1 protein-coding gene is annotated in these 415 nt (G+C 43.1%); it reads left to right on the plus strand.

Annotation, left to right across the window (positions count from 1 at the left end):
* A partial coding sequence (locus QOS03_RS09305; protein WP_283576197.1) for an IS30 family transposase occupies positions 1–415 on the plus strand: 415 nt, incomplete at both ends.

Below are 415 nucleotides of genomic sequence, written 5' to 3' on the forward strand. Positions count from 1 at the left end.
GTTATCGTGGCCGGAAATGCTCATTAACGGTTAACCTCAAACGACTAATCGAAGAAAAGATCAAGGTCCAAAAATGGTCAATTGAACAAGTAGCCCATGTGGTTATGATCGCCTATAAGACTATCTATAACTGGGTTGATCAAGGCCTCTTAGAGATTAGCTTAACTGACTTACCAGATCATGGTATTCGCCGTAAGCGGGCTAAAGAAACTCGTGGTACTTTTAGTCATGGTCGTTCGATTGAAGATCGTCCAGCTGAAGCTTCTGATCGTAATATTGCAGGTCATTTTGAAGCTGATACGGTTTTATCTGGTAAGCGCAAAGGTCAAGCAGTAGCTACGTTTGTCGAACGCAAGAGTCGCCTTACTATCGTTAAACGGCTTGATGGACGAGATAGCACTTCAATGACTAAGGC

The sequence above is a fragment of the Limosilactobacillus pulli genome (assembly GCF_947381555.1).
GTDB lineage: Bacteria > Bacillota > Bacilli > Lactobacillales > Lactobacillaceae > Limosilactobacillus > Limosilactobacillus pulli.